Origin of the sequence: Elioraea thermophila (ex Habib et al. 2022) (assembly GCF_003336755.1) — a bacterium.
GTDB lineage: Bacteria > Pseudomonadota > Alphaproteobacteria > Acetobacterales > Acetobacteraceae > Elioraea > Elioraea thermophila.
Genome location: NZ_QMDI01000002.1, coordinates 1141170 through 1168123 on the forward strand (window position 1 = coordinate 1141170; position 26954 = coordinate 1168123).

The 26954-nt window shown below is 72.6% G+C and carries 24 protein-coding genes and 1 tRNA gene; 18 read left to right on the top strand and 7 right to left on the bottom strand.

Annotation, left to right across the window (positions count from 1 at the left end; genetic code table 11):
* Positions 1-4 precede the first annotated feature (4 nt).
* Positions 5-1021, bottom strand: coding sequence for a hydroxymethylbilane synthase (gene hemC, locus DWB05_RS07165; RefSeq protein WP_114376407.1), 1017 nt, complete (start codon positions 1019-1021; stop codon positions 5-7).
* 57 nt (positions 1022-1078) lie between these two features.
* Between hemC and tsaD the strand changes: the two genes are divergently transcribed.
* A complete protein-coding gene (gene tsaD, locus DWB05_RS07170; protein ID WP_232818428.1) occupies positions 1079-2131 on the top strand; it encodes a tRNA (adenosine(37)-N6)-threonylcarbamoyltransferase complex transferase subunit TsaD in 1053 nt (350 codons plus the stop codon).
* Between the two features lie 4 nt (positions 2132-2135).
* Here tsaD and DWB05_RS07175 read toward each other — a convergent pair whose 3' ends face one another.
* Together DWB05_RS07175 and DWB05_RS07180 are read right to left on the bottom strand one after the other, a co-directional pair.
* Positions 2136-2720, bottom strand: coding sequence for a hypothetical protein (locus tag DWB05_RS07175; RefSeq protein ID WP_114376410.1), 585 nt, complete (start codon positions 2718-2720; stop codon positions 2136-2138).
* A gap of 77 nt (positions 2721-2797) precedes the next feature.
* Positions 2798-5029, bottom strand: coding sequence for a primosomal protein N' (locus DWB05_RS07180; protein ID WP_114376605.1), 2232 nt, complete (start codon positions 5027-5029; stop codon positions 2798-2800).
* A 27-nt stretch (positions 5030-5056) separates the two neighbouring features.
* Here DWB05_RS07180 and fsa point away from each other — a divergent pair, with 27 nt between their 5' ends.
* The 8 genes from fsa (at position 5057) to rbfA (ending at position 13280) form a co-directional block, all read left to right on the top strand.
* Positions 5057-5710 carry a fructose-6-phosphate aldolase gene (fsa, locus tag DWB05_RS07185; RefSeq protein ID WP_114376412.1) on the top strand — a complete coding sequence of 218 codons (654 nt, stop codon included), beginning with the start codon at positions 5057-5059 and terminating at the stop codon, positions 5708-5710.
* Positions 5707-6369 (top strand): DUF484 family protein, encoded by a 663-nt coding sequence (locus tag DWB05_RS07190; RefSeq protein ID WP_157967122.1) that lies wholly within the window; start codon positions 5707-5709, stop codon positions 6367-6369. The genes fsa and DWB05_RS07190 overlap by 4 nt, the downstream gene beginning before the upstream one ends.
* 7 nt (positions 6370-6376) lie before the next feature.
* Entirely contained in the window at positions 6377-7300 is a 924-nt protein-coding gene (locus DWB05_RS07195) for a tyrosine recombinase XerC (protein WP_114376416.1), read from the top strand.
* Between the two features lie 102 nt (positions 7301-7402).
* Positions 7403-7927 (top strand): ribosome maturation factor RimP, encoded by a 525-nt coding sequence (rimP, locus tag DWB05_RS07200; RefSeq protein ID WP_114376419.1) that lies wholly within the window; start codon positions 7403-7405, stop codon positions 7925-7927.
* 18 nt (positions 7928-7945) lie between these two features.
* The gene (gene nusA / locus DWB05_RS07205; protein ID WP_114376421.1) at positions 7946-9475 is read left to right on the top strand and encodes a transcription termination factor NusA; all 1530 of its coding nucleotides are present in this window, start codon (positions 7946-7948) and stop codon (positions 9473-9475) included.
* Positions 9476-9499: 24 nt separating this feature from the next.
* Positions 9500-10153, top strand: coding sequence for an RNA-binding protein (locus DWB05_RS07210; protein WP_114376424.1), 654 nt, complete (start codon positions 9500-9502; stop codon positions 10151-10153).
* Entirely contained in the window at positions 10150-12861 is a 2712-nt protein-coding gene (gene infB / locus DWB05_RS07215) for a translation initiation factor IF-2 (RefSeq protein WP_114376427.1), read from the top strand. Before DWB05_RS07210 ends, infB begins: the two co-directional genes overlap by 4 nt.
* A gap of 32 nt (positions 12862-12893) precedes the next feature.
* The gene (gene rbfA, locus DWB05_RS07220) at positions 12894-13280 is read left to right on the top strand and encodes a 30S ribosome-binding factor RbfA (RefSeq protein ID WP_114376430.1); all 387 of its coding nucleotides are present in this window, start codon (positions 12894-12896) and stop codon (positions 13278-13280) included.
* Between the two features lie 42 nt (positions 13281-13322).
* Here rbfA and DWB05_RS07225 read toward each other — a convergent pair whose 3' ends face one another.
* Entirely contained in the window at positions 13323-14573 is a 1251-nt protein-coding gene (locus DWB05_RS07225) for an FAD-dependent oxidoreductase (protein WP_114376432.1), read from the bottom strand.
* A 166-nt stretch (positions 14574-14739) separates the two neighbouring features.
* Between DWB05_RS07225 and truB the strand changes: the two genes are divergently transcribed.
* The 9 genes from truB (at position 14740) to DWB05_RS07270 (ending at position 24810) form a co-directional block, all read left to right on the top strand.
* Complete coding sequence (gene truB, locus DWB05_RS07230; protein WP_114376434.1) at positions 14740-15675, top strand: tRNA pseudouridine(55) synthase TruB; 936 nt, start codon at positions 14740-14742, stop codon at positions 15673-15675.
* An 82-nt stretch (positions 15676-15757) separates the two neighbouring features.
* Positions 15758-16027: a 30S ribosomal protein S15 gene (gene rpsO, locus DWB05_RS07235; RefSeq protein ID WP_114376437.1), complete on the top strand. Its 270-nt coding sequence runs from the start codon at positions 15758-15760 to the stop codon at positions 16025-16027.
* Positions 16028-16333: 306 nt separating this feature from the next.
* A complete protein-coding gene (gene pnp, locus DWB05_RS07240) occupies positions 16334-18496 on the top strand; it encodes a polyribonucleotide nucleotidyltransferase (RefSeq protein ID WP_114376440.1) in 2163 nt (720 codons plus the stop codon).
* A gap of 151 nt (positions 18497-18647) precedes the next feature.
* Positions 18648-20048 carry an NAD(P)H-dependent flavin oxidoreductase gene (locus tag DWB05_RS07245; RefSeq protein ID WP_114376442.1) on the top strand — a complete coding sequence of 467 codons (1401 nt, stop codon included), beginning with the start codon at positions 18648-18650 and terminating at the stop codon, positions 20046-20048.
* Between the two features lie 48 nt (positions 20049-20096).
* A complete protein-coding gene (locus tag DWB05_RS07250) occupies positions 20097-20891 on the top strand; it encodes a uroporphyrinogen-III synthase (RefSeq protein WP_114376444.1) in 795 nt (264 codons plus the stop codon).
* A 560-nt stretch (positions 20892-21451) separates the two neighbouring features.
* Positions 21452-22465 carry a COG4223 family protein gene (locus tag DWB05_RS07255; RefSeq protein ID WP_114376446.1) on the top strand — a complete coding sequence of 338 codons (1014 nt, stop codon included), beginning with the start codon at positions 21452-21454 and terminating at the stop codon, positions 22463-22465.
* 12 nt (positions 22466-22477) lie between these two features.
* On the top strand, positions 22478-23800 hold the full coding sequence (locus DWB05_RS07260; RefSeq protein ID WP_114376447.1) for a heme biosynthesis HemY N-terminal domain-containing protein: 1323 nt from the start codon (positions 22478-22480) through the stop codon (positions 23798-23800).
* 6 nt (positions 23801-23806) lie between these two features.
* The gene (locus DWB05_RS07265; protein ID WP_232818429.1) at positions 23807-24718 is read left to right on the top strand and encodes a division plane positioning ATPase MipZ; all 912 of its coding nucleotides are present in this window, start codon (positions 23807-23809) and stop codon (positions 24716-24718) included.
* A 17-nt stretch (positions 24719-24735) separates the two neighbouring features.
* Positions 24736-24810, top strand: a tRNA-Thr gene (locus DWB05_RS07270).
* 32 nt (positions 24811-24842) lie between these two features.
* Here the strand turns inward: DWB05_RS07270 and DWB05_RS07275 are convergent.
* Genes DWB05_RS07275 through DWB05_RS07285 form a run of 3 tightly spaced genes read right to left on the bottom strand, consistent with a single transcriptional unit; the run spans position 24843 to position 26912 of the window.
* Positions 24843-25175: an EamA family transporter gene (locus DWB05_RS07275; protein WP_114376448.1), complete on the bottom strand. Its 333-nt coding sequence runs from the start codon at positions 25173-25175 to the stop codon at positions 24843-24845.
* 8 nt (positions 25176-25183) lie between these two features.
* Positions 25184-26179, bottom strand: a complete 996-nt coding sequence (locus DWB05_RS07280; protein ID WP_232818430.1) for a glycosyltransferase family 2 protein — start codon at positions 26177-26179, stop codon at positions 25184-25186.
* 13 nt (positions 26180-26192) lie between these two features.
* Positions 26193-26912 (bottom strand): class I SAM-dependent methyltransferase, encoded by a 720-nt coding sequence (locus DWB05_RS07285; RefSeq protein WP_232818431.1) that lies wholly within the window; start codon positions 26910-26912, stop codon positions 26193-26195.
* Positions 26913-26954 lie beyond the last annotated feature (42 nt).

Genomic DNA, 26954 nt, shown 5'->3' on the forward strand with positions numbered 1-26954 from the left:
CCCACTATCCCACGAAGATCTCCGCCGGGCTGTCGCGGCGCAGGCTCTGCCCCAACTCCCGCCCGAGCCGCACGGCATCCGCGGGCGCGCCGACGATGGCGCGCTTGAGCAGGAAGGTGCCGTCCTCGCTCGCAACCAAGCCCACGAGGCGGAGCGTGCCGTCCGGGCGAATCTCCGCGTGTCCCCCGATCGGGGTGCGGCAGGAGCCGTCCAGCGCCGCGAGCAGGGCCCGTTCGGCCCGGCTGACGGCGGCCGCCTCGGGGTCTTCGATGGCGGCGAGAAGCTCGCGCAGCTCGGTGTCGTCCTCGCGCACGGTGATGCCGACGATGCCCTGGCCGGCCGCCGGCACCATCACCTCGGGGTCGAGCACCGCCGCCGCCGCGCCCTCGAGCCCGAGCCGGCGCAGCCCAGCGTAGGCGAGCAGGGTGGCGTCCATCTCCCCCGCACTGACGCGGGCGAGGCGGGTGCCGACATTGCCCCGCAGCAGGGTGACCACGAGGTCGGGCCGACGGTGCAAAAGCTGGGCGGCGCGGCGGACGGAGGAGGTGCCCACGGTGCCGCCCGGCGGGATGGCGGAGAGCGGATCGCCGAGATCCACCGGCCCGCAGTGGGGAGCAAGCACCAGCGCGTCGCGCGCGTCCTCCCGCGCAAGGCAGCAGGCGAGCACGATGCCGGGCGGGAGTTCGGTCTCCAGGTCCTTCAGCGAATGGACCGCGAAGTCGATCCGGCCATCGAGCAGCGCCTCGTGGATCTCCTTCGCGAACAACCCCTTGCCGCCGACATCGGCAAGCCGGCGATCGGTCACCCGGTCGCCGGTGGTGGTGATCGGGTGCTCCTCGAAGGCTTCGGCGTCGCGCAGCACGGGGCAGAAGCCGGTGAGGCGGGCGAGGAACAGCCGGGTCTGGGTCAGCGCCAGCGCCGAGCCGCGCGTGCCGACGCGGAGCGGCAGGGGGCGACGCTCGTGCCCCCGGGGAGGTGGAGCGTGGGGCGAGACGGGGCGTTCCCCCGGGTGGCGTGACATGGCGGACGTTTCCTACGATGTTGCGAAGATAAGCGAAAGAGCGGGAATGACAGCCCCGTGACGGAACCCGACCGCGCCGGTGCGGTGCTCGCCATCGAGACCTCCTGTGACGAGACGGCAGCCGCCGTGCTCGACGGGGCGGGCCGGGTGCTCGCCCAGGCGCTGTGGAGCCAGGTGGCGGAGCATGCGCGCTTCGGCGGCGTCGTCCCCGAACTCGCCGCGCGCGCCCATCTCGCCCGCCTGCCCGGCATGGTCGAAGCAGTGTTGGCCGAGGCCGGGGCGGCCCCGACCGCCGTCGCCGCCACCACCGGGCCCGGGCTGATCGGCGGGCTGATCGTCGGCGCCAATCTCGCCAAGGGCCTCGCGCTGGCCCGCAGCCTGCCGTTCTACGCGGTGAACCACCTCGAGGCGCATGCGCTCTCCGCGCGCCTGCCCGGGGTGGCCGAGCCTCCGCCCGACTTTCCCTACCTCACCCTGCTCGTCTCGGGCGGGCATTGCCTGCTGGTCGAGACGCAGGGCCCAGGCGCGCATCGCGTGCTCGGCCGCACGCTCGACGACGCGCCGGGCGAGGCCTTCGACAAGGTGGCGAAGATGCTGGGGCTCGGTTGGCCGGGGGGACCGGCGCTGGAGCGGCTCGCCGCCGAGGGCGACCCTCGCGCGGTTCCCCTTCCCCGGGCGATGCGCGGCCGCGCGGGCTGCGACTTCTCCTTCTCCGGGCTGAAGACGGCGGTGGCGACCCGGCTGGCGGCGCGCGGGGCCGAGGTCTCGCAGCGCGAGGCGGCCGATCTCGCCGCCTCCTTCCAGGCGGCGGTGGCGGAGCAGCTGGCGGATCGGGCGCGGGCGGCGCTGCGGACGGTGCCCGCCTGCGCCACCCTCGTCATCTCCGGCGGGGTGGCGGCGAACGCGACCGTCAGGGCCGCCTTGGCCGAAGTGGCCGCCGAGGAGGGGCGTCGCCTCGTCGCCCCCCCGCCCGCCCTCTGCACGGACAATGCGGTGATGGTCGCCTGGGCGGCGATCGAACGCGCCCGCGTGGGCGACCCGGGTGAGGATCTGTTCGTCTCCCCCCGCCCGCGCTGGGAGTTGGGCGGGCTCCCGGCGAGAGCGGCGTGACGCGTCAGCGGCGGCGCGGCTCGATCGTCGCGGTCGGGCGGCCGAACGGGTCGCGCACGATGTAGCCGCCGTCCGGGCGCGGGTCGACCCGGCCGGTCGGGCGACCGAAGACATCACGCGTCACCCAGCCGCCGCCCCGCTGCGGGTCAGCCGTGCCGACGCGCCGGCCGAACGCGTCGCGCTCGACCCAACCGCCGTCGGGGCGCGGCTCGTAGGTGGCGACCGGACGGCCGAAGGCGTCTCGTTCGATCACCCGCCCGGTCGGGGTGCGCTCGAAGGTGCCGATGGGGCGGCCGAAGGCATCGCGCGCGATCGCCTCTGGCCGCCGCGGCACGAAGGGTGGTCCCGGAGGATACGCCGGCACGGCGGAGGGCGGCGCGCCGGCCAAGGGCGGAACGGGTGAGCCTGAGAGCGGCGGCACCGGGCCGGCTTGGGGAGGAACGCCGGCGGATGGCGGCGCGACGATCGCCGGAGCCGGGACCCAGCCGCGATGCGGATCCCAGACCCAGACCGTCTGGCCGGAAGCGGAGGGCGCGCAGGCCGCCGTCAGGGCGACAAGGCAGGAGAGTACGGTTGGCAGACGCGACACGGCGGCCTCCGGGAGAGGCCTGATCGTAGCACGGGCCGGAAGGTGGCATCGTCGAAAAACGGTGGTTCGCGCCACACTCAGAGGAAGCTGATCGGGTCGACATCGACCTCGATGCGCGCGGCGCGGGGGATCGCGGCGGAGGCGAGCCACCCGCGCAAGAGCCCCGGCACGTCGACGTCGCGTGCGGCCTTGAGCAGCAGCCGCCGCCGATGCCGCCCGCGCAGGATGGCGAGCGGTGCGGGGGCGGGCCCGAGCACGACGAAGCGGCTCCCCTCGGGTGCCGCGTCCCGCAGAGCGCGGGCGGCGCGATCCGCCGTCTCGGCATCGCCGGCGGAGACGATCAGCGCGGCGAGACGTCCGTACGGGGGCCAGCCCCCGGCGCGACGCTCGGCGAGCTCGGCGGCGACGAACCGCTCGACATCGCCCGAAACCAGAGCCCGCATCACCGGGTGGTCGGGAACCCAGGTCTGCAGCAGCACCCGCCCCGGCCGCTCCGCCCGCCCGGCCCTCCCGCCGACCTGGTGCAGGATCTGGAAGGTGCGCTCGGCCGCCCGCAGGTCCCCGCCCGCGAGGCCGAGATCGGCATCGACCACGCCGACCAGGGTGAGGTGCGGGAAGTGCCAGCCCTTGGCGACGAGCTGGGTGCCGACGATCAGATCCACCTCCCGCGCCTCGATCATCGCCGCCAGAGCCGCCGCCTTGCGCGCCCCGTCCACCGTGTCGGAGGACATTTCCAGCACACGGGCGGACGGGAAGAGCGTGCGCACCTCCTCCGCGATCCGCTCCACCCCGGGACCCACGGCGGTGAGGGCCCCTTCCGCCCCGCAGGCCGGACAGGCGGGGGGAACGGGCTCGCTGTGCCCGCAATGGTGGCACTGCAGGGTGCGCGTGTAGCGGTGCTCGACCAGCCAGGCGGTGCAGTTCGGGCAGGCGAAGCGGTGGCCGCAGGCGCGGCAGAGCGTGAGCGGGGCGAAGCCGCGGCGATTGAGGAAAAGAAGCCCCTGCTCGCCGCGCGCCAGGGTTTCGGCCAGCGCCTCGCGCAACGGGGGCGAGAGGAAGAACCCCCGCGGCGGCGGCTCACGCCGGAGATCGATCGCCTCGACGGTCGGCTCTCCCGCCGCCCCGTGCCGGTCGGGCAAGTGAAGCCTGAGATAGCGGCCGCGTTCGACATTGGCGCGGGTCTCGAGCGAGGGCGTGGCGGAGACGAGTACGCAGGGGATGTCCTCGAGCCGCGCGCGCACCACCGCCATGTCGCGGGCATGGTAGATGACGCCCTCCTCCTGCTTGAACGCCGTCTCGTGTTCCTCGTCGACGACGATCAGCCCCAACGAGCGGAAATTGAGCCAAAGCGCGGAGCGGGCGCCGACCACGATGGGTGCGGTGCCGTCCGCCACCGCCCGCCAAGTGGCACGGCGGCGTGCCCCCGGCACGTCGGAGTGCCAGACGGCCGGGGCGGCACCGAAACGAGCGGCGAAACGGTCGATCACCTGGGCGGAGAGCGCGATCTCGGGCAGCAGCACCAGCACCTGCTTGCCGCGCGCCACCGCCTCGGCGGCGGCCTCGAGATAGACCTCGGTCTTGCCCGACCCGGTCACCCCGTCGAGGAGAGTGACGGAGAAGCCGCCGTCGGCAACGCGGGCGCGGAGGGCGGCGGCCGCCTCGGCTTGCGCCGCGCGCAGCGGCCGCGGCGAAGACGGCGAGAGGGAAGAGAAGGTAGGGTCGGGCAGCGGGGTGGGGACGAGTAGGCCGGCCTCCGCCATCGCCCGGATCACCCCGGGCGAGACCCCGGCCGCGCGGGCGAGCTCCGCCCCCGCCCAGGCGAGGCCGCCCGCGTCCGCGAGCACGGCGAGAACGCGAGCCCGTTCCGGCGTGATCCGCGCCCCCTCGGGCAGCGGGGCGGCGGCACGCCAGCCGGATCGCGGCGCTGGCGGCGGGGCGAGTGCCGCTTCGGGCAGGGCCATGCGCAGCACCTCGCCGGGCGGCGACAGCGTGTAGGCGGCGACCCAGTCGATCAGGCGGAGCAAGGGCGGCTGCAGGGGTGGGACGTCGGCAAGGGCCGCGACCTGGCGGAGCTTCGTCGCGGGTACCTCCCCGGACGCCGCGCCGTGCCAGACCACGCCCGACAGCCGGCGCGACCCGAGCGGGACGACGACCACCGTCCCCGGCGCGACCTCCAGTCCCTCCGGCAGGGCATAGTCGTAGGGCCCGGCCAGCGGTAGCGGCAGCAGCACCGGAATTCGCCGCGGAGCACCCTCCGCCGCCGCGCGCTTCTCCGGGGCCTCCCCCGCCGCTAAGGTGCGGCCGCGCAGTCGCGCCAAGGGGACCCCGCTCTCGTCATGAAGTTCTTCCTCGACACCGCCGACATCGCCGAGATCCGCGCACTCGCCGCCCTCGGCCTGGTCGACGGGGTGACCACCAACCCGTCCCTGATCGCCAAGACGGGGCGGAAGATGGCGGAGGTCATCAGCGAGATCTGCGAGGCGGTGGAGGGCCCGGTCTCGGCCGAGGTCACGGCGACCGAGCATGCGGCCATGCTGGCGGAAGCGCGGGCGCTGCGCAAACTCGCCCACAACGTGGTGGTGAAACTTCCCCTCACCGCCGACGGGCTTCGCGCCTGCCGCGACCTCTCGGAGGAGGGGATCCTGGTCAACGTCACCCTCTGCTTCTCGCCCGCCCAGGCGCTGCTCGCCGCCAAGGCCGGTGCCGCCTACGTCTCGCCCTTCGTCGGCCGGCTCGATGACGTCGGCCACGACGGCATGGGGCTGATCGCCGACATCCTCGCGATTTATGACAACTACGACTTCGCGACCGAAGTGCTGGTCGCCTCCGTGCGTCACCCGATGCACGTCGTGCAGGCGGCGAAGCTGGGGGCGGATGTCGCCACCATGCCGCCCGCCGTGTTGCGCGCGCTGATCAACCATCCGCTCACCGACAAGGGGCTGGCCGGCTTCCTGGCGGACTGGGCGAAGACCGGGCAGTCCATCCTGTGAGGCGGACGACGCGACACCCCGCCGCCGAGCCGGAGGGGGATCCGGACGAGGCCGCCGCGGTCGAAGCCTTCCTGCGCGCGCAGCCCGATTTCCTCGCTCGCCGGCCGCACCTCTATGCCCTGCTTGCGCCACCGCGGCGGGTGCACGGCGAGCGGCTTGCCGACCACATGGCGGCGATGATCGAGCAGGCGCGTGCTCGCGAGGCGGCGCTGATCACCGCCCGTCGCGCCGAAGCCAAGCTCGCCGAACGCGCCCGCCGCGCGGTCCTCGCCATCCTTTCCGCGCGCAGTGCGGCCGAGGCGGTCGAGGTCGTCGAAGGCGAGTGGCCGGCGATCCTCGGGCTGGATGTCGTCTCCCTCGCCGTCGAAGGGCGGAGCACCCTCGGGCTCAGGCGCCTGCCGCGCGGCTTCGTCCGCCGTATCCTCGGCACGGCCGGGGCGGTGGTGCGCGACCGCCCGACGGAGCGCGAGGCGATCCATGGCGAGGCGGCGGCCCTCGTCGCCGCTGATGTGCTGGCGCGGTTCACCCTCGGCGGCACGGCGGGGCTCGTCGCCTTCGGCTGGCGCGAGGCAGAGCGCGGGGGGCTGGCGTCCGGGGCGGAGACCTTCGCCTTCCTCGCCAGCGTGCTGGAGGCGTGCTTCGCCCGCGCGGCCGGATGAGGCCGGCATGACGGCGGAGGAGGCGCGCGCGGCCTTCCTCGTTTGGCTCGCGGCCGAACGCCGGGCCTCACCCGCCACGCTGCGCGCCTATGAGGGCGACCTGGCGCGCTTCTTCGCCTTCCTCGCCGACCACCTGGGGGGTCTCCCCGATCGTGCCGGGCTCGGCGGTCTGGCGCTGGCCGACCTGCGCGCCTTCCTGGCGCAGCGGGCGGCGGCGGGGGCGTCGAACGCCACCCGCGCGCGGGAACTCGCCGCCATCCGCACCTTCTTCCGCTACCTCGCCCGCACCGGCGGGCCCGACTGCCCGGCGCTGAAACTCCTTGCCACACCCAAGGTGCGGCGGCCCGCCCCGCGTGCGCTGACCGTTGCGGAGACGGACCGTCTGGTCGACGAGGCCGAGACGCTCACCGACGAGCCCTGGATCGCCGCCCGCGATGCCGCCCTCGTCCTCCTCCTCTACGGCTGCGGGCTTCGCTCGGCCGAGGCGCTGGCGTTGCGTCGCCGCGACGCCCCCCTGCCGGGAGATGACGCGCCGCTGCGCGTGCGCGGCAAGGGGGCGAAGGAGCGCGAGGTGCCGGTGCTGCCCGTCGTGCGCGAGGGCGTGGCGCGCTACCTCGCCCTCTGCCCGCACCCGCTCGTTCCCGACTCGCCGCTGTTCCGTGGTGCGCGCGGGGGCCCCCTGAACGATCGTCTGCTGCGCCGCGCCATGGAACGCGCCCGCCGGCGCTTAGGCCTGCCCGAACGCGCGACCCCGCACAGCCTGCGCCACTCCTTCGCCACCCACCTCCTCGCCTCGGGGGCCGATCTGCGCGTCATCCAGGCCCTGCTGGGGCACGCGAGCCTCTCGACCACGCAGCGCTACACGGCGGTGGACGAGACACGCCTGTTCGAGGTCTGGCGGGCCGCGCACCCGCGCGCGAAAGGCGCCTGATGCGCGGGGGCTTGTCTTCGCCGGCGCGCGATCGTATCTGAAGCGAAGACACCAGCCGATCGAACGGAGGGTGGCCTCGGCAACGGGGCCGCCTTTTTGGTTTTGAGCGAAGACCGACCACACCACGAAGGGCTCGAGGCCCGCATCTACGACCTGATCGCGCCCTCCCTCGCCGCGATGGGGTACGAGACCGTGCGCGTGCGCCTCTCCGGCAAGGAACGCCCCACCCTGCAGGTGATGGTGGAACGCGCCGACCAGGTTCCCATCACGGTCGACGACTGCGAGACGGTGAGCCACCAAGTCTCCGCCCTGCTCGACGTCGAGGACCCGATCCCCTCCACCTACACGCTGGAGGTCTCCTCGCCCGGGATCGATCGCCCGCTCACCCGGGCGAAGGACTGGAACCGTTTCGCGGGTCACCTCGCCAAGGTGGAGCTCGCCACGCCGCTGGCCGGCCGGCGCCGATTCTCCGGCATCGTGCTCGGCGCGGAAGCCGGGCGCGAGGCGCGGCTCAAGCTGGAGGACGGCACCGAGGTGGCGCTGCCCCTCGCCGCCATCCGCACCGCCCGGCTCGTGCTCACCGAGGCGCTGATCGATGCTTCGCGGCCGAAACGGGCCGCCAACTGACACCACCGGAGGACATCCATGGACATCGCCATCGCCCGCCCCGAACTCCTGCAGGTCGCGGATGCGGTCGCGCGCGAGAAGTCGATCGACCGCGAGGAAGTGCTGGAGGCGATGGAGCAGGCCATTCAGAAGGCCGGCCGCGCCAAGTACGGTCACGACAAGGACATCCGCGCCCACATCGACCGCAAGACCGGCGAGGTTCGCCTCTCGCGCTGGACCGAGGTGGTCGAGGACGGCGCGGTGGAGAACGAGGCGACCCAGATGCCGCTCTCGGTCGCACAGAAGATCAAGCCCGGCATCAAGGTCGGCGAGTTCATCGTCGACCCCCTGCCGCCGATCGATTTCGGCCGCATCGCCGCGCAGACCGCCAAGCAGGTGATCGTGCAGCGGGTGCGCGAGTACGAAAGGAAGCGCCAGTACAACGAGTACAAGGACCGCGTGGGCGAGATCGTCAACGGCATCGTCAAGCGCACCGAGTACGGCAACCTGATGGTCGATCTCGGCCGCGCCGAGGCGCTCCTGCGGCGCGACGAACTGATCCCGCGCGAGACCTACCGCAACGGGGATCGCGTGCGCGCCTACATCTACGACGTGCGCGAGGAGACGCGGGGCCCGCAGATCTTCCTCTCGCGCACCCACCCGAACTTCCTCGCCCGGCTGTTCGCCCAGGAGGTGCCGGAGATCTACGACGGCATCATCGAGATCAAGGCGGTGGCGCGCGATCCCGGCTCGCGCGCCAAGATGGCGGTGGTGAGCCACGACTCCTCGATCGACCCGGTCGGCGCCTGCGTGGGCATGCGAGGGTCGCGCGTGCAGGCTGTGGTGCAGGAGCTGCAAGGCGAGAAGATCGACATCATTCCCTGGTCGCCCGACCCGGCGACCTTCGTCGTCAACGCGCTCGCCCCGGCTGAGGTGAGCAAGGTGGTGCTGGATGAGGAGAACCGCCGCATCGAGGTGGTGGTGCCGGACGATCAGCTCAGCCTCGCCATCGGCCGGCGCGGGCAGAACGTGCGGCTCGCGTCGCAACTGACGCGCTGGGACATCGACATCCTGACCGAGGCGGAGGAGAGCGAACGGCGCCAGGAGGAGTTCCGCCGCCGCTCCGCCCTCTTCGTCGAGGCGCTGGATGTGGATGACGTGATCGCGGGGCTCCTCGTCACCGAGGGCTTCACCTCGGTCGAGGACCTCGTGCTCGTGCCGCTCGAGGAGCTCGCCGCGATCGAGGGCTTCGACGAGGACATCGCGGCCGAACTGAAGCGCCGCGCCGAGGAATTCATCGCCCGCCGCGACGCCGAGCTGTCGGAGAAGGCGAGGGAGCTCGGCGTGTCCCAGGAACTCACCACCGTGCATCCCTTCACGCCGGCCATGCTGGTGGCGCTGGGCGAGAAGGGGGTGAAGACGCTCGATGACCTCGCCGACCTCGCCTCCGACGAGCTGATCGAGATCCTGGGCGAGGAGGCGATGGACCAGGAGACGGCGAATGCGGTGATCATGGCCGCGCGCGCCCACTGGTTCGAGGGCGAGGATCAGGCGAAGGCGGAAGGCTGAGCGCGACGGGAGCGGGCGCGAGGCATGGCGGTGTTGGCGGAGCACGATGAGCACGCGCCGGAGGAGGCCGGGGAGACCGGCCCGCTCCGGCGCTGTGTGGCGACCGGAGAGCGGGGCGCGCGCGAGCGGATGATCCGCTTCGTGCTCGGCCCCGATCGCGCGCTGGTGCCGGATCTCGCCGAACGCCTGCCCGGGCGTGGCTTCTGGTTGCGCGCGTGCGGTGATCTCCTCGACGACCCCAAGCTTGCGCGCGCCTTCGCCCGCGCCGCCAAGGGGCCGGTGACGATCCCCACCCGGCTGCGTGAAAGCGTGGCGCAGCTGCTCGCCCGTCGCATCGCGGAGCATCTCGGCCTTGCGCGGCGTGCGGGCCAGGCGGTGGCCGGGTTCGTCGCCGCGCGCGAGTGGGTGACGGCGGGCCGGGCGGGTCTCATCGTCGAAGCCTGCGACGGCGCGCCGGAGGGGCGGCGCAAGCTCCTTTCCGGCGCGCGCCACCTGCCCGTGGTGTCGCCGCTGACGGCGGCCGAGCTCGGGGCGGCGCTCGGGCGCGACCACGTGGTGCATGTCGCCCTCGCGCCGGGGCGGCTCGCGCAGGCCATCGCGCGTGATGCGGAGAGGCTTGCGGGCGTGCGCGGCGCGGCGCAAGAGGGGGCAGCGAGAAAGGACCGGCTGAGCGGATGAGCGAGACGAAGGAACCGGATCAGGCCAAGGGCCGGCTTTCCTTAGGCCGTGGCCGGCTCGAGCTCGGCAAGACGGTGGACGCCGGCAGCGTGCGCCAGAGCTTCCCGCACGGCCGCAGCAAGGTCGTGCAGGTCGAGGTGGTGAAGAAGCGCGTCGTCGCCCCCGGCACCGCAGCGGCTCCCGCCGGGACCGCCGCCCCAGCCGCGCCCGCGACCCCGCAACGCGCCACCGCGGCCGCCGCAGCCGCCGGTGCCGCCGCGCAGGCTCGCGCTCCCCAGCCGGCGCAGCGCCCGGCAGCCCCCGCCCGTCAGCTCACCAGCGAGGAGCGCGCGGCCCGCCAGAGGGCGCTCGAAGAGCAGCTGCGCGAACAGCGCCGGCGCGAGGCCGAGGCGCAGAAGATCTCCGTCCTGTCCGCCGCCGAGGAGGCGCGCCGCAAGGCCGAAGAGGAAGCTCGCCGCGCCGCCGAGGAGGAGGCCCGCCGCAAGGCCGAGGAGGAAGCCAAGCGTCGGGCCGAGGAGGAGGCCCGCCGCAAGGCCGAGGAGGAAGCCAAGCGCCGCGCCGAGGAGGAGGAGGCCAAGCGCCGCGCTGCCGCCGCGGGCGAACGCGCCGAAGCGCGCGGCCGCGCCGCCGAGGCGGCGACCGCTCCCGCGAAGCCCGCCGCACCGACGATCGCCGGCACCACGCTCCGCCTGCGCGGGGTCGAGGACGAGGAGGAGGACGAGGAGGGTGCGCGCCCCGCGCGCCGCGCAGGTGCCGCGCCGAAGAAGCCCGCCCTCGCCCCGGCGAAGAAGGGCCTGCCCGATCGCGATCGCCGCGCCGGCCGGCTCGACCTCTCCGCCGTGCTGAACGACGAGGAGGAGCGCGTGCGCAGCCTCGCCTCGGTGCGCCGGCAGCGCGAGCGCGAACGTCTGCAGGCGCAGCGCGAACGACTGCGCACGGAGGGAAGCCGGATCGTGCGCGAGGTCGTCATCCCCGAGGCGATCACCGTCCAGGAGCTCGCCAACCGCATGGCGGTGCGCGGGGCGGACGTGATCAAGGCGCTGATGCGCATGGGCGTGATGGCGACCATCACCCAGACGCTGGATGCCGACACCGCCGAACTCGTCGTCACCGAACTCGGCCACAAGCCGAAGCGCGTCTCGGAGTCCGACGTCGAACTCGGCCTCGAAGGCGGCGTCGACCAGGAGAGCGATCTCGTTCCGCGCCCGCCCGTGGTCACCGTCATGGGCCATGTCGACCACGGCAAGACCTCCTTGCTCGATGCGTTGCGCCAGACCGACGTCGCCGCGCACGAAGCGGGCGGCATCACGCAGCACATCGGCGCCTACCAGGTGACGCTGCCGTCGGGGCAGAAGATCACCTTCATCGACACGCCGGGCCACGAGGCCTTCACGGCGATGCGCGCGCGCGGTGCCTCGGTGACCGACATCGTCGTCCTCGTCGTCGCCGCCGACGACGGGGTGATGCCGCAGACGATCGAGGCGATCCGGCACGCCAAGGCCGCGAAGGCGCCGATCATCGTCGCCATCAACAAGATCGACCTGCCGGGGGTGAAGCCCGATCGCGTGCGCAACGAGCTGCTCAAGCACGAGGTGGTGGTGGAGAAGCTCGGCGGCGACACGCAGGACGTCGAGGTCTCGGCGATCAAGAAGATCAACCTCGACAAGCTCGAGGAGGCGATCCTGCTGCAGGCCGAGATCCTCGACCTGCGCGCCAACCCGAAGCGGGCGGCCGAAGGAACCGTGATCGAATCGAAGCTCGATCGCGGGCGCGGGCCGGTGGCGACCGTGCTCGTGCAGCGCGGCACGCTCCGCCAGGGCGACATCGTCGTCGCCGGCACGGAGTGGGGCCGGGTGCGCGCGATGCTGGACGACAAGGGCCGCCAGGTGAAGGAGGCGCCGCCCTCGATGCCGGTCGAGATCCTCGGCCTCTCCGGCGTGCCGTCGGCCGGCGAGCGCTTCGTCGTCGTCGCCGACGAGGCGCGGGCGCGCGAGGTCTCCGAGTTCCGCCAGCGCAAGCTGCGCGAGAAGGCGGCCGCCGGGGCGGTGGCCGCGCGCGGCACGCTCGATCAGATGCTCGCCCGCATCCAGGCCGGCGAGCAGAAGGAAGTGGCGGTGGTGGTGAAGGCCGACGTGCAGGGCTCGGCGGAGGCGATCGCCGCCACGCTGGCCAAGCTCGGCAACGACGAGGTGCGCGTGCGCGTGCTGCATTCGGCGGTCGGCCAGATCACCGAAAGCGACGTGCAGCTCGCCAAGGCGTCGAACGCGGTGATCGTCGGCTTCAACGTGCGCGCGACCGCCCAGGCGCGCGACCTCGCGCAGCGGGACGGCGTGGACATCCGCTACTACTCGATCATCTACGACGTCGCCGACGACATCGAGAAGCTGGTCAAGGGCAAGGTGGCGCCGAAGGAGCGCGAGAAGTTCCTGGGCTACGCCGAGATCCGCAAGGTGTTCGACATCACCAAGGTCGGCAAGGTCGCGGGCTGCATGGTCACCGAAGGCGTGGTCAAGCGCGGCGCGGGCGTGCGGCTTCTGCGCGATGGCGTGGTGATCCACCAGGGCGAGCTGTCGCAGCTCAAGCGCTTCAAGGACGACGTGAAGGAGGTCGCGCGCGGCTACGAGTGCGGCATGGCCTTCGCCAACTGGCAGGACATCCGCGAGGGCGACGTCGTCGAGTGTTTCGAGATCGAGACGGTTCCGGCGTGAGCGGAGCGGCACCCTCGGGCGGGAGTTGAGGGATGAGCACAAAGGCGCCCTCACAGCGCCAGCTCAGGGTCGGCGAGGAGGTGCGGCACGCGCTCGCCGCCCTGTTCGAGCGCGGGGATTTCCGCGACCCCGATCTCGCCTCGGCCCGCATCACCGTCACCGAAGTGCGCGCCTCGCCCGACCTCAGGCACATGACGGTGTTCGTCACCCGGCTCGGCGGCGGCGACGCTTCCGTCCTGCTCTCGGCCCTCAAGCGCGCCACCCCGTTCCTGCGGTCGCGCGTTGCCTCCGCGGTGCGGCTGAAGTTCGCGCCCGACCTCGTCTTTCGCGCCGATACCGCGATCGACCAAGCGGCGCGGATCGAGGCGCTGCTGCAATCCCCGGGCGTGGCGCGCGACCTCGGCCCGCGCGAGGAGTGAACGCCGGGCGACGCGGCGTCGCGCGCGCCCGCGCCCCGCGCGTCAGCCGACGAGTTCGGCCCAGATCGATTCCGACCACTCCCGCGCCGCCTGGGCGGCGTTGCGGTTCTTGCGGGGATCGATCTCGGCCCGCCGCTCGATTTCGCGCGTGAGATCGTTCCAGCGCGATTCGATCTTCACCCCCATCGCCTCCTCAGAGGTGAAGAAGGCGAAGCAGATGGCGGACGGCAAGCCGTCGCCGTCCTGGCCGGTGCGGCCCGCCACCCGGTCGGCGATATGGTCGGCCACGTGCACCCCCGTCTCGTAGGCGAGGTGGCCGCTCTTCGGCAGGGTGGAACCGACCGCGTCGCCGATGACGTAGATCCGGTCGTCCGCCGCGGAGAGGAAGTTGGGGAAGGTGACGTTGGCCCAGCGCTCGCCCAGCCCCGCCTGGCGAATGATCGAGCCCGCGCGCATCGGCGGGATCAGCGAAGCTGTGCCGTAGGCGAGTACGCCCTTGTCGGTCTCGATCCGTTTCGCGTGGGCATCGACGCGGGTGATCTTCACCCCCAGATGGTGTTCGAGCCGCGTGGGGTAGAGTTCGCGGAAGGCGGCCTGGATGGTCGGCCCGCCGATCGGGATCGCCGGGTTGAGGTCGAGCAGGATCACCTTGCCCGGCATGCCACGGCGGTCCATCCACTGCGCGATCAGCGCCGCGCGCTCGTAAGGCGCGATCGGGCAGCGATAGGGCACGGGCGGAACGGAAAGCACGATGTCCCCGCCCGGGTGCGCCTCCAGCGCGCGCCGCACGGCCTCCTGTTCGAAGGCGCGGAAGCCCACGGGGATCGCGCCCTTGGCTTCGGCGAAGCCCGGGATCGCCTCCTCCATGTACTCGATGCCGGGCGAGAGGACGAGGAAGTCGTAGGGGATGCGTTGCGTCTCGGTCACGACGACGCGCGCCGCGCGGTCGATCGCCTGCGCGCGCTCCGCCACGTGCCGCACGCCCTCGCGAATGAGCCCGTCGAAGGGGAAGGTCAGGCTTTCCGCCCGCCGGTCGCCGACGATGTAGTGGATGGAGAGCGGGCAGGAGAAGAAGGCGCGGTTGGGCTCGATCAGCGTCACCTCCGCCCCGTCGATCGCCTTGAGGATGTGGCGGGCGGCGGAAAGCCCGCCCCAACCGCCGCCGACCACGGCCACACGCACGCGCCCTTGCGCGCGGGCGGGGCCAAGCAGGGGGGTGGCGAGAGCGGAGGCGAGCACGGCGCGGCGAGAGAGCCGCGGCAGGTGGGACGGGCGGACCGCTGGGCGGGTCATGGCGTTTCCCCTCACGATTTTGTTTTTTCGAAGGTAGAACGGCACGGCGGATGGGTGCAAGCGTCTCGGTCCCGCCGCGGAGGGGCTTTCCGTCCGCGACCGGCCGTGCCATCACGCCGCCGCATCGCGCCGCGGCCCCGCGCGCCCGACCACACGCCCCGACCCCATGCCCCGCACCCGCAAGGGCCGGCCGATCGACGGCTGGCTCGTCATCGACAAGCCCTCCGGCCTCACCTCGACCGACGTGGTGAACCGCCTGAAGCGCGCCTTCCGCGCCCAGAAGGTGGGCCATGGCGGCACGCTGGACCCGCTCGCCACCGGGGTTCTGCCGATCGCCTTCGGCGCGGCGACCAAGACCGTCCCTTACGTGATGGACGGGGCGAAGGAGTACGTCTTCACGCTGCGCTTCGGCGAGGCGCGCGACACCGACGATGCCGACGGGCAGGTGATCGAGACCTCCCCCGTGCGACCGACGGACGAGGCGATCCGCGCCGCCCTGCCGCGCTTCACGGGCGACATCGAGCAGATCCCGCCCCGCTACTCGGCGGTGAAGGTGGAGGGCGAGCGCGCCTACGACCTTGCGCGGGAGGGCATCGCGGTCGAGCTCGCCCCCCGCCCCGCCCGCATCGATTCCCTCCTCCTCGAGGCTCGGCCCGACCCCGACACGGCGGTCTTTCGCGTCGTCTGCGGCAAGGGGGTGTACATGCGCTCGCTCGCGCGCGACCTCGCCCGCGCCCTGGGCACGGTGGGCCACGTCGCCGCCCTGCGCCGGCTGCGGGTCGGCCCCTTCACGGAGCGCGACGCCGTCGCCCTGGACAGGGCCGAGGCGATGGGGCAAGAGGACGGCGCTCCGGGTTTCCTGAAGCCGATCGAGACCGCGCTGGCCGACATCCCGGCGCTGGCCCTGACGGCAGCGGAAGCCCAGCGACTGGCGAACGGCGAGCGGTTGTCGCTCGTGTCGTTCCTGGGTCGCATTCCGCCCGAAGCCGATCCCGATGGCGGGGTCGTGCGGGTGATGGCGGGGGGCAAGGCGCTCGCCATCGGCAGGCTCGAGGCCGGCATGCTGCACCCGGTGCGGCTGCTGAGCCCGCAGCCGGGTTGAGGCGGGCAAAGGGGCCCGCGGCGCGGGGGTAGCGGTCAGCGCTCCGCGCTGCGGGCGAAGCGATGGCGAAGGAGCCCACGCGATGTCGATCACGCCGGAGCGCCGCGCGGCGCTCATCAAGGAATTCGCTCAGCACGAGGGCGACACCGGCTCGCCCGAGGTGCAGATCGCGCTGCTGTCGGAGCGCATCCGCAACCTCACCGAGCACCTGAAGACCCATGCCAAGGACTTCCACTCCCGGCGCGGGCTTCTGATGATGGTCGGGCAGCGGCGACGCCTGCTCGACTACGTGCGCCGCAAGGACGCCGCGCGCTACAAGGCGCTCGTCGACCGCCTCGGGCTGCGGCGCTAGGCAGGCGCCCGAGGCGAAAGCGGGGCAGAACGTGGCGAAAACCGCGCTCAGGCCCCACATCACGCTCGCGCGCCATTGGGGCGCGCGACAACTCGCGGGTTCGCGGCGGCAAGCCCCCGTCGCGACGAAGGGAGTGCGCCGTCGGATGAGATCGCCGGCGTTTCCGGCCACATGGACCGCGGGGAGGTGCCGCTCGCCGTCGCTGCCCCCGACCCATGCCGCCCGAGACGCCGTCGGCCGACCGCCCCCTCTCCTCCGTCGTGACCAGGCCCTGGCTCGCGCCCGCGCGACGGAGAGACCACACGCATGTTCCAATTCTTCCGCAAGGAACTCACCTGGGGCGGCCGGCCCCTGATCCTCGAGACGGGCAAGCTCGCCCGCCAGGCCGACGGGGCGGTGCTCGCCCGCTACGGCGACACGGTGGTGCTCGCCACCGCCGTCGGCGTCAAGCAACCGAAGCCGGGGCAGGACTTCTTCCCCCTCACCGTGCACTACCAGGAGAAGACCTTCGCCGCGGGCAAGATCCCGGGCGGGTTCTTCAAGCGCGAAGGCCGCCCGACGGAGCGCGAGGTGCTGGTCTCGCGGCTGATCGACCGCCCGATCCGCCCGCTGTTTCCCCCGGCCTTCCGCAACGAGGTCCAGGTCATCGCCACCGTGCTGTCGCACGACCTGACCAACGACCCCGACATCGTGGCGATGATCGCCTCCTCGGCCGCGCTGACGCTCTCGGGCATCCCGTTCTTCGGCCCGATCGGGGCGGCGCGCGTCGGCCACATCGACGGGCAGTTCGTGCTGAACCCGACCCAGGAGCAGATGAAGACCTCCAAGCTCGACCTCGTCGTCGCCGGCACGGCCGAGGGCGTGCTGATGGTGGAGTCCGAGGCGCACGAGCTGTCCGAGGAGGAGATGCTGCAGGCGGTGGTCTTCGGCCACGAGCAGATGCAGCCGGTGATCGAGGCGATCGTGCAGCTCGCCGAAGTGGCGGCCAAGGACCCCTGGCCGCTCGCGGAGGAGGATGCCGCGGCGGCCGCGCTGAAGGCCCGCCTCGACGAGCTCGCGCGCGGCCCCCTGGCCGAGGCCTATCGCGAGACGGTGAAGCAAACGCGCCGCGAGCGGATCGAGCAGGCGAAGCAAGCCGCGCTCGCCACCATCGCCGCCGAAGGCCTGGATGCCGCCAAGGCGAAGGAGCTCTTGAAGGACATCGAGGCCGACATCGTGCGCAACGCGATCCTGGACACGGGGCTGCGCATCGATGGGCGCGGCACGAAGGACATTCGCCCGATCTACGTCGAGGTCGGCCTGCTGCCGCGCACGCACGGCTCGGCGCTCTTCACCCGCGGCGAGACGCAGGCGCTCTGCGTCGCCACCCTCGGCACGGGCGATGACGAGCAGATCATCGACGCGCTCGAGGGCGAGTATCGCGAACGCTTCCTGCTCCACTACAACTTCCCGCCCTTCTCGGTCGGCGAGACCGGGCGGCTCGGTTCGCCGGGGCGGCGCGAGATCGGCCACGGCAAGCTCGCCTGGCGGGCGATCCATCCGCTCATCCCGTCGAAGGAACAGTTCCCCTACACGCTGCGCGTCGTTTCCGAGATCACGGAGTCGAACGGGTCCTCCTCGATGGCGACCGTGTGCGGCTCCTCGCTCGCGCTGATGGATGCGGGCGTGCCGCTGCCGCGCCCCGTCGCCGGCATCGCCATGGGCCTGATCAAGGAAGAGAAGGGGGTGGCGATCCTCTCCGACATCCTCGGCGACGAGGACCATCTGGGCGACATGGACTTCAAGGTGGCGGGCACCGAGAAGGGCGTCACCTCCCTGCAGATGGACCTGAAGATCACCTCGATCACGCCCGACATCATGCGCCAGGCCCTCGAACAGGCGCGCGAGGGGCGGATGCACATCCTCGGCGAGATGGGCAAGGCGCTCGCCCGCCCGCGCGATGCGGTGAGCCAGAACGCGCCGCGCATCACGGTGATCCACATCCCGCGCGACAAGATCCGTGACGTGATCGGGACGGGGGGCAAGGTGATCCGCGAGATCACCGAGGTGACGGGCACCAAGATCGACATCGAGGACGACGGCACGGTGAAGGTCGCCGCCACCGACGAACGGGCGGCGAAGGCGGCGATCGACTGGATCCGCGGCATCGTCGCCGAACCCGAGATCGGCGTGATCTACGAGGGCAAGGTGGTGAAGACGGCCGAGTTCGGCGCCTTCGTCAACTTCCTCGGCTCGCGCGACGGGCTGGTGCACATCTCCGAACTGGCCCCCGGCCGGGTGGCGAAGACCACCGACGTGGTCAACGTGGGCGACTCGGTGAAGGTGAAGGTCATCGGCTTCGACGAGCGCGGCAAGGTGAAGCTCTCCATGCGCGTGGTCGACCAGAAGACCGGCGAGGACATCACCGACAAGGTGGGGCCAAAGGGCGGGCGCCGTCGCGAGGAGGCGGAGGCGCCGGCGGCGCAGTGAGAGCCGCGGTCGCCGTGACGGACAGCGGCGGGGGAAGGAGGCAAGACCGCCGAACGATGGCACCGGGCAACCGTGGCCGCGTCGCGGCGGGGCTTGCGCCCGCCCTCCCCTCTCGCCTCTATCATCGCGGCAGGAAAGGAACGGTGGCGCGATGAAGCCGCTCAACGCGCTCCGCATGAGCGGGGCGGAAGTCCTGCCGCTCGTCGAGGGCGGCAAGGGCGTGTCGGTCTCCAACGGCGTGTCCGCCGGCGCCTGGGCGGCGGCCGGCGGCATCGGCACCTTCTCCGCCGTCAACGCCGACAGCTACACGCCCGACGGACGCCTGGTGCGGCAGGTGTACGAGGGCCGCACGCGGCGTGAGCGGCATGAGGAGCTGATCGCCTTCGGCATCCAGGGCGGCATCCAGCAGGCGCGCACCGCCTATGAGATGTCCGGCGGGCGGGGCCGCATCCACGCCAACATCCTGTGGGAGATGGGCGGCGCCGAGCGCGTCATCACCGGCATCCTGGAAGGAGCGAGGGGCCTGATCCACGGCATCACCTGCGGGGCGGGCATGCCTTACCGGCTCTCCGAGATCGCCGCCCGCTTCAAGGTCTACTACTACCCCATCGTCTCCTCCGCCCGCGCCTTCAACGCGCTCTGGCGCCGTGCCTACCACAAGACACGCGAGTGGCTGGGCGGGGTGGTGTACGAGGACCCGTGGCTTGCCGGCGGCCACAACGGCCTGTCCAACTCGGAGGATCCGGAGAAGCCGGAACCGCCCTACCCGCGCGTGCTGGCGCTGCGGCGCACGATGAACGAGTTCGGGCTGCACGACACGCCGATCGTGATGGCGGGCGGCGTGTGGTACCTGCGCGAGTGGGAGGACTGGATCGACAACCCGGAGCTCGGCCCCGTGGCCTTCCAGTTCGGCACCCGTCCGCTGCTGACCAAGGAAAGCCCGATCTCCGAGGCCTGGAAGCGTCGCCTGCTCACCCTGAAGCCCGGTGACGTGTTCCTCAACCGCTTCTCGCCCACCGGGTTCTGGTCGTCGGCGGTGAACAACGGCTTCCTGCGCGAGTTGCGCGAGCGCAACGAACGCCAGGTCGCCTATACGGCCGAGGCGCTCGGCGAGCACACGGAGCCCTTCCCCACCGGCCCGCGCGGTCGGACGGTGTACCTGACGCCGAAGGACGCCGCGCGCGCGCGGGCGTGGGTGGCGGACGGCTACACCGAAGCGATGCGCACGCCGGACGGCACGCTGATCTTCGTCACCCCCGAGAAGGCGGCCGAGATCCGGCGCGACCAGATCGAGTGCATGGGCTGCCTCTCCGCCTGCCGCTTCTCCAACTGGTCGCAGCATGAACCGGACTTCACCACCGGCAAGAAGGCCGACCCGCGCTCGTTCTGCATCCAGAAGACGCTGCAGGACATCGCGCACGGCGAGGACGTCGAACGCAACCTGATGTTCGCCGGCCACAATGCCTATCGGTTCGCGACCGATCCGTTCTACTCGAACGGCTTCATCCCCACCGTGAAGGAACTCGTCGCCCGGATCGAGACCGGCGACTGAGGCCCGTCCGCGCGCGGGGCGAACGGCGTGGCGACGGACCGGGGGAGCGTGAGCGAAGGGGGCCAAGCGGCAGCCGACGGCGGGTGTTGCGGGGCGGCAGGCGTCGGCCCAGTCGTCCTGGTGACGCGGCCCGAGCCCGACGCGCACGCCACCGCCGCGCTCCTGCGCGCGCGCGGCTTTCGGCCTCTGCTCGCGCCGATGTTGCGCATCGCACCGTTGCCGGCCCGCCTGCCGCCGGCGCATCGTCTGCAGGCGGTGCTGGCCGGGTCGCTGAACGCCGTCCGCACCCTCCCCGCCACGCACCGGGGTGTGCCCCTGCTCGCGGTCGGCGACGCCACCGCCGAGGAGGCCCGTCGGCACGGTTTCCGTGACGTCCGCTCCGCCTCTGGCGATGCCACCGCCCTCGCCGCCCTCGCCGCGCGGACCCTCGACGCCACCGCCGGCCCTTTGCTCCTGCCCACCCGCCCGGGCGAGGGACTGCGGCTCGCCGCCGACCTCCGAACCCGGGGCTTTCGGGTCCTGCGTCGCGTGACCTACGACGCGGTTCCCGTCGATGAGCTCGCACCCGAGGCCGAGGCGGCGCTGCGGACGCACGACGTCGCGGTCGTGCTCTTTTTCTCCGCCTCGGCGGCGCGAGTCTTCGCTAGACTGGTGCGGGACCACGGCCTCGAGGGGCAGCTCGCCGGGGCGGAGGCGCTCGCCATCAGCGAGGCCGCCGCGTCGGGGCTGACGGGGCTCGCGTTCCGGCGTATCCGTTCGGCGGCGCGCCCGGACCAGGACAGTCTCTTGGCCCTGCTCGCCGCCTCCTGCGGCTCTGAGGGGATGGGGAAGGATCGAGGATGAGCGTTCCACCGGACGGGCGGAAAGACGTCGCTCCTGGCAAGACCGACGGCCAGCCGCAGCCGCAGAAGCCCAGCCCTTCGCCGTCCGCCGGGGCGCCGCCGGCACCGGCCCAGGCCGCCAAGCCGCCGGCCGCCGCACCGGAGCCAGCGAAGCCACCCGCGGCGGCGCCGGAAGCGCCGAAGCCCCCCGCACCGCAGGCCGCCGCACCCCCGCCGGCACCGAAGCCATCCGGAGCGCCGCCGACGCCAGCCTCGGCCCAAACTCCAGCCAGCCCCTCCAGCCAAGCGGCCCAGGCGCAGAAGCCGGCGGCGCCCCAGCCCCCGCCCGAGGCCAAGCCCGACCCCAAGGCGGAAGCGAAGCCCGCCACCGCGCCGACGGGACAGCCGGGACAACCCGCCGGTTCAGCCGGCCAGGCGAAGGCCCCCGCCACCCCGCCGCCAGCAGCTCCGCCGCCGTCCGCCGCAGCGAAACCCGCCTCGCCCGCATCCCCCTCCGCCGCCCCGCCGCCGGCCCAGGCCAGCGCAGGTGCTCGCACGGGCCTGCTGTGGGCGGCCGTCGGCGTGCTCGCCATCCTGGTCGGTTGGCAGACGATCGATCGGCTCAACGCGCCGGCGGCCGATCCTGCTCTGGCCGCGCTCGCCAGCCGGGTCGCCGCCCTCGAGGGCCGCCCGGCCCCGGCCGCCCAGCCGGACCCCCGCGTGGAGGAGCTCGCCCGCCGCCTCGCCGCCCTCGAGCAGCGCCCGGCGCCCACCGCACCACCGGATCCCCGGGTGGAGGAGCTCGCCGGCCGCCTCGCCGCCCTCGAGGCGCGCCCTGCCGCGCCGGCCGCTCCCGCCGCCGATCCGCGCCTCGACGACCTCGCCGCCCGTCTTGCCGCGCTCGAAGGGCGCCCCGTCGAGGACGCCCGCGTCGCCGATCTTGCCGGCCGCCTCGCCGCGCTGGAGCAGCGCCCGGTAGAGGATGCGCGCGTGCCCGACCTCGCCGCCCGCCTCGCCGCGCTGGAAGCGAAGCCGGTCGAGGACCCCCGACTGCCCGACCTCGCCGCCCGCCTCGCCGCCCTCGAGCAGCGGCCGATGCAGGACCCGCGGCTCGATGCGCTCGCCGCCCGCCTCGCCGCGGCGATGGCCGCGCAGGCCGCGCTGGAGACCGGGCGCCCGCTCGGCCCCGCCCTCGCCGCCCTGCCGCCGGGAACGCAAGTGCCGCGCGCGCTCGCCGCCTTCGCCGAGCGCTCGCCGCCGACCATCGCCTCCCTGCGCCGGTCCTTCCCCGAAGCCGCCAAGGCGGCGCGGGAGCTGCGCGAGACCGTGGGCGAGGATTTCTGGGAGCGCACCGGCAACCGCATCACCGGCCTCGTCACCGTCCGCCGCGGCGGCTCGGTGGTGGTCGGCGACCCGGTCGCCACCCTGCTCGCCGAGGCCGAGAAGGCGCTCGAGGCGGGCGACCTGCGCGGGGCTCTGGCCGCGCTCTCCGGCCTGCCGCCGGGCGCGGCGAGGGCCATGGGAGGCTGGATCGCCCAGGCGGAATCGGTCATCGCCGCCCGCGATGACCTCGTCGCCCTCGCCGCCGGCCGCTGAGGAGCCGCCCCGATGCGCCGTGCGCTGTTCATCCTGATCGTCCTCGGCCTGGTCGCCGCCGGCACGCTGTGGGTCGCGGCTCGCCCCGCCTCCGTCACGGTCGCCGCCGGCGACCTCGCGATCGACATCCCGCTGTGGCTGGCGGCCCTCGCCTTCGCCATCTCGCTGTTCGTCGTCGGGCTGATCGTCCGGCTCTATGCCGGCATCCGCTCCTGGCTCGCCCGGCGGCGCCTCAAGCGCGCGCTGCGCCACCGCGACGAGGGTGACGAGGCGATGGTCTCGGCCTTCGCCGCGCTGGCAGCCGGCGACGGTTCGGCCGCCCTGAAATACGGCGAGAAGGCCCGACGTCTGCTCGGCGACACGCCGCTCACGCTGATGCTCGCGGGCTACGCGGCGCGCGCGGCGGGGCGCGTCGAGGCGGCCGAAACCACCTTCCGCCTGCTGGCCGAACAGGACGGGCCGGCGGCCGCTCTCGGCCAGCGCGGCATCGCCCAGATCGCGGTCGAACGCGGCAACCGCGCCGTGGCGGCCGAGGCGGCTCGGGCGGCGCTCGCCTACCAGCCGAATGCAGCCTGGGCGAAGTCCCTGGCGTTCGAGGATTCGGTGCGCCGGCGCGACTGGCAGGCGGCGCTGAGGCTGTTGCCGCCGGCGGAAAGCGGGTCGGAGGAGGGGCTTCGCCGTGCCGCCCTCCTGCTCGCCGCCGCGGCGGAGGAGAGCGAGCCCCGCGCCGCCTTGCGCCTGGAACAGCAGGCAGCGGCGCTCGCGCCCGCCCTCGCCCCCGCCCATGCCGCCGTGGTGCGGCGGCTGCGCGCCATGGGGAAAGCGCGGGCGGCCGATTCCGCTCTCAAGGAGGGGCTCGCCAAGGCGTCGCATCCGATGCTCGCCGCCCTCGCGCTGGAGGGACCGGCCGACGAGAGCAAGGCCGGGCGCGCCAAGCGCGTGGCGGCACTGGCGACTGAGGTGGGCGGGGCGGAGCTGGCGCTGGCCGCCGCCCAGGCCGCGCTGGAAGCGGAGGATTGGGCCGAGGCCCGACGCTGGGCGGAGCGGGCGCGATCGGGCGGTGTGGAGGATCGCCGCCTGCACGCGCTCCTCGCCAAGATCGCGGAAGGCGAGTTCGCCGGCTCGGAGCGGGCGCATGCGGAGGCCGAGGCGCATTGGCGCGATGCGGCCTCCGCCCCCGAACCGCCGGACTGGACCTGCGCGAATTGCGGCTCGAGCCACGCCGAGTGGAGCCACTTGTGCAGCTCCTGCGGCGCGGTGGGCAGCCTGCGTTGGGGCGAGGCACGGGCCGCGTCGCCGCAACTGCTGCTGCCCGCCCCTCTGCCCGGACTGTGATCAGCGGTGCACGGGACGCTGCCGACACCGAGAGTCACGCTCGACACCCGCCCGCACATCCTCGTGCTCGGCAATGAGAAGGGCGGGTCGGGCAAGTCGACCGCGGCGATGCATGTCATCGTCGGGCTGTTGCGCGACGGCTACCGTGTCGGCGCGATCGACCTCGACGCGCGCCAGGCGACGTTGACGCGCTACCTCGAGGCGCGCGCGGCGACGGCGGCGAAACGCGGCGTGTCCCTGCCGCTGCCGGCCTCGCGGGCGATCCACGCCTCGCGGGCGGAGACGCGGCGCGAGGCGGAGGCCGAGGACGAGGCGGCCCTCAGCGAGGCGATCGCCGCACTCGCGCGCGAGGCGGAATTCGTCGTCATCGACTGTCCGGGAGCCGACACCTACCTCGCCCGCCGCGCGCATGCCCTGGCCGACACCCTGATCACGCCGATCAACGACAGCTTCGTCGACTTTTCCATGCTGGCGATCGTCGATCCGGACGATCGGCGCGTGGTACGCCCGTCGGTCTACGCCGAACTCGTTTGGGAGGCGCGCAAGGCACGCTTCGCGCGTGATCGCGGGCGGCTCGATTGGATCGTGATGCGGAATAGGCTCGGCGCGCGCGAGGCGCGCAACCAGCGCGACGTCGGTGCCACGCTCGAGGAACTGGCGAAGCGGATCGGGTTCCGCACCGTGCGCGGCTTCGGCGAGCGGGTGATTTTCCGCGAGCTCTATCTGCAGGGTCTGACGCTGATGGACCTGAAGGAGGCCGGCATCGGCGGGTCGCTGACCATGAGCCATGTGGCGGCCCGGCAGGAGGTGCGCACCCTTCTGGCGGCGATCCGCAAGGGGCCGCCCGGGGATGTGTGGGGTCTGAAGCGGGCCGGGGCTGCGGTGGCGCCGCTTGCACCGGCGGACGGTGCGGCTTAGAACGCGCGCCGCGGGTTGCCGACATAGCTCAGCGGTAGAGCAACTGATTCGTAATCAGTAGGTCCTCGGTTCAAATCCGAGTGTCGGCACCATCCGGTCCTGCCAAACAGGACCGACGCGCTGGCTAGTGGGACGTCGCGAGCAGGGCGACCCCCAGCACGATGAGACCGAGCCCGGCGGCCTGTTGCAGGGTCCAGGGCTCGTGCAGCACGAGCCAGGCGAACAGGCCGACGATCACGTACTGCGAGGCGGCGGCCGGAAAGGCGATCGACACCGGAATGCCGCGCAGGGCGACGATGTACAGCATCGCGGCCAACCCGTAGCAGACGAGCCCGCCGAGCGTCGCAGGGCGAAAAAGCTGCTCAAGGAACCCCCCGGGTCCGACCGCGCCCATCTTCAGCAGGAGCTGACCCGCCGTGCCGACGATCAGCGCGCCGGCGAGGAATGTCCAATGCATCGAACTGCTCAGCCCAAGACCGCCGGCACCGACGAACGTTCGACTCTCCGCACGATGCCCTGCGGCTTGCGGTTGCCGGTGAGGAACGTCCGCCCGATGTATTCGCCGATCATGCCGAGGACGAAGAGTTGGACGCCCGAGAGCAGCAGCACCACCGTGATGGTGCTGGCCCAGCCGGCGGGCGGTTCGCCGAACACCGCCTCCAGCACGACGTAGAGCGCCGCCACTGCCCCGACCGCCGCCATGCCGAGCCCCGCCAGCACGGCAAGGCGAAGCGGGAGGAGGGAGAAGTTGAACGCGAGGTTGAGCCAGAGCCGCACCAACCGTTGCAGCGTGTAGTTCGATCGCCCCATGGCGCGCGGCAGGTGGCGCACCTCGAGCGTGCCGATGCGTTGCGTCACCTCCATGATCAGCCCGTCCACGTACGGAAACGGGCCCTCGTAGCGGGTCACCCCATCCACGACGAGACGGTTGAGGCAGCGAAACGACGACAGGTACACACCGCGCGGCTTGTCGAGCAGCAGATCGGCCACCCAGTTGGCGAAGCGGCTGCCGAGGTTGCGCCACCAGGCGTGCTTCTTCTCCGCATAGAACGTGTAGACGACGTCGTAACCACCATCGCGGCAGGCGTGCAGCAGGCGAAGCACCTCCTCGGGCGGGTTCTGCAGATCGTCGTCCATCGTGATCACGAACGCGCCGCGGGCGTGTCTCAGCCCAGTCATCACCGCATTGTGCTCGCCATAGTTGCGGGCGTGTTCGACGTAGGTGATCGGGACTTGGCACGTCTCAAGCAGGGCGCGACAGACGCGATCGCTGTCATCGGGGCTGCCATCATTGACCAACACGATCTCGAGCCCGCCCTCGACCTCGAGCCCCGAGAGGGCGGCGACCAGTTCCCCGATCGTGCCGGCGCCGTTGTAAACGGGGATGACGACAGACAGCGTCGGTGCCGGCCCGTCGCACCCTACGCCGTGTTCAGGCGGCATGGGCAATGCGGCAACCATGGATCTCATCCGTTCAAGGGGACCGTTCAGCGACGACAAGCAGCGACCCGCCAGCCGGAAACCGAACCCCGGCGCCGGCGAGCGCCGCTTCCACCCGCGTAATGGCGTGAAGCATTTCTTCGATCGGTGGCGGCATTAGGGCAACGTCGCTGCACGCGCCTTTCCCCCGCGCCAAGACCTTCCGCTTGAGGACCATCAGCGGCAACAGGAGCGCGTTCCAATGCCGCATGTCCCGCACCATGAACCCTGCCTGCTCGAGCAGCGGGCGAAGGCTCCTCCGCGAGTAGCGGCGCGCGTTGTGCACCCGTTCGTCGTGCGCCGAGCGCAACCACTCATGCGCCGGCAGGTTCAGCACCAAGGTTCCGCCCGGCGCCAACACACGATGGAGTTCAGCGAGTGCCGCGTGCTCGTCGACCAGGCGATGGCACAGCACGTCGCAGGACACGATGGCGCCGAAGAAGCCCGGCGCCAGAGGCAGGGCAGACACCGAACCGACGATCAGCCGTGCCCTCGGCACCTTGCGCTGGGCACGGCGTACCGCCTCCGGCGCAACATCCACCCCGACGAGCTCCCGAGTCGGAAAGGCGACGGCAAGCCGCGCAAGCAGCCCGCCCGTACCGCAGCCGGCGTCGAGCAAAGGCCGCTCCACAAGGCCAGGAAAGCGGTCGAGACAGGACACGACCCGAGCGTGGAGAGCGCGGTACCACCACATCTCCCCCTCGACACGGTCCATCAGGTCGTATTCTTGCGGTTCCATCCTGCGGCCGGGGATCGC

What these genes read in the sequence shown, in the direction of transcription:
- pnp (WP_114376440.1), top strand. Translation starts at nt 16,334, where the DNA reads ATGTTCCAATTCTTCCGCAAGGAACTCACCTGGGGCGGCCGGCCCCTG.
- rpsO (WP_114376437.1), top strand. Translation starts at nt 15,758, where the DNA reads ATGTCGATCACGCCGGAGCGCCGCGCGGCGCTCATCAAGGAATTCGCT.
- DWB05_RS07245 (WP_114376442.1), top strand. Translation starts at nt 18,648, where the DNA reads ATGAAGCCGCTCAACGCGCTCCGCATGAGCGGGGCGGAAGTCCTGCCG.
- hemC (WP_114376407.1), bottom strand. Translation starts at nt 1,021, where the DNA reads ATGTCACGCCACCCGGGGGAACGCCCCGTCTCGCCCCACGCTCCACCT.
- rbfA (WP_114376430.1), top strand. Translation starts at nt 12,894, where the DNA reads ATGAGCACAAAGGCGCCCTCACAGCGCCAGCTCAGGGTCGGCGAGGAG.
- DWB05_RS07260 (WP_114376447.1), top strand. Translation starts at nt 22,478, where the DNA reads ATGCGCCGTGCGCTGTTCATCCTGATCGTCCTCGGCCTGGTCGCCGCC.
- nusA (WP_114376421.1), top strand. Translation starts at nt 7,946, where the DNA reads ATGGACATCGCCATCGCCCGCCCCGAACTCCTGCAGGTCGCGGATGCG.
- DWB05_RS07225 (WP_114376432.1), bottom strand. Translation starts at nt 14,573, where the DNA reads ATGACCCGCCCAGCGGTCCGCCCGTCCCACCTGCCGCGGCTCTCTCGC.
- fsa (WP_114376412.1), top strand. Translation starts at nt 5,057, where the DNA reads ATGAAGTTCTTCCTCGACACCGCCGACATCGCCGAGATCCGCGCACTC.
- DWB05_RS07195 (WP_114376416.1), top strand. Translation starts at nt 6,377, where the DNA reads ATGACGGCGGAGGAGGCGCGCGCGGCCTTCCTCGTTTGGCTCGCGGCC.
- DWB05_RS07275 (WP_114376448.1), bottom strand. Translation starts at nt 25,175, where the DNA reads ATGCATTGGACATTCCTCGCCGGCGCGCTGATCGTCGGCACGGCGGGT.
- truB (WP_114376434.1), top strand. Translation starts at nt 14,740, where the DNA reads ATGCCCCGCACCCGCAAGGGCCGGCCGATCGACGGCTGGCTCGTCATC.
- infB (WP_114376427.1), top strand. Translation starts at nt 10,150, where the DNA reads ATGAGCGAGACGAAGGAACCGGATCAGGCCAAGGGCCGGCTTTCCTTA.
- DWB05_RS07280 (WP_232818430.1), bottom strand. Translation starts at nt 26,179, where the DNA reads ATGGTTGCCGCATTGCCCATGCCGCCTGAACACGGCGTAGGGTGCGAC.
- DWB05_RS07285 (WP_232818431.1), bottom strand. Translation starts at nt 26,912, where the DNA reads ATGGACCGTGTCGAGGGGGAGATGTGGTGGTACCGCGCTCTCCACGCT.
- DWB05_RS07210 (WP_114376424.1), top strand. Translation starts at nt 9,500, where the DNA reads ATGGCGGTGTTGGCGGAGCACGATGAGCACGCGCCGGAGGAGGCCGGG.